Raw genomic sequence first — 323 nt, forward strand, 5'->3', positions numbered from 1 at the left:
TATCCATTTTATATAATATCGGCAGTAATGCTTCGCTCTACTTTAGCTACAAGGGCTTCGGGATCATCTGAATTTGCAGGAAAAGGTTCGTGTACCTTCAGTATTAAATGTACTCCTATCCCCATGGGAAAGCTTCCGTAGCGAAAGAGTTTCCAGCTGTTGTTGATGGTAATGGGAACTATAACGGCTTCGGGCATTTTTTTGATCAAAAGCTGTAAACCCTGTACGGCGAACTTTTTAGGTGCTCCGGTACGGCTGCGGGTGCCTTCAGGAAAAATAACGGCAGAACGTTTATTTTTGTTGAGGTAATCTGCAAACTGGCT

General features: G+C 43.3%; 1 protein-coding gene. It reads right to left on the bottom strand.

From position 1 onward, the window contains the following. Nucleotides 1-8: 8 nt before the first annotated feature. On the bottom strand, nt 9-323 hold a 315-nt coding region (locus tag HC175_RS22145), incomplete at its 5' end, for a lysophospholipid acyltransferase family protein (RefSeq protein WP_369074369.1).

The sequence above is a fragment of the Salinimicrobium oceani genome, from assembly GCF_012037645.1.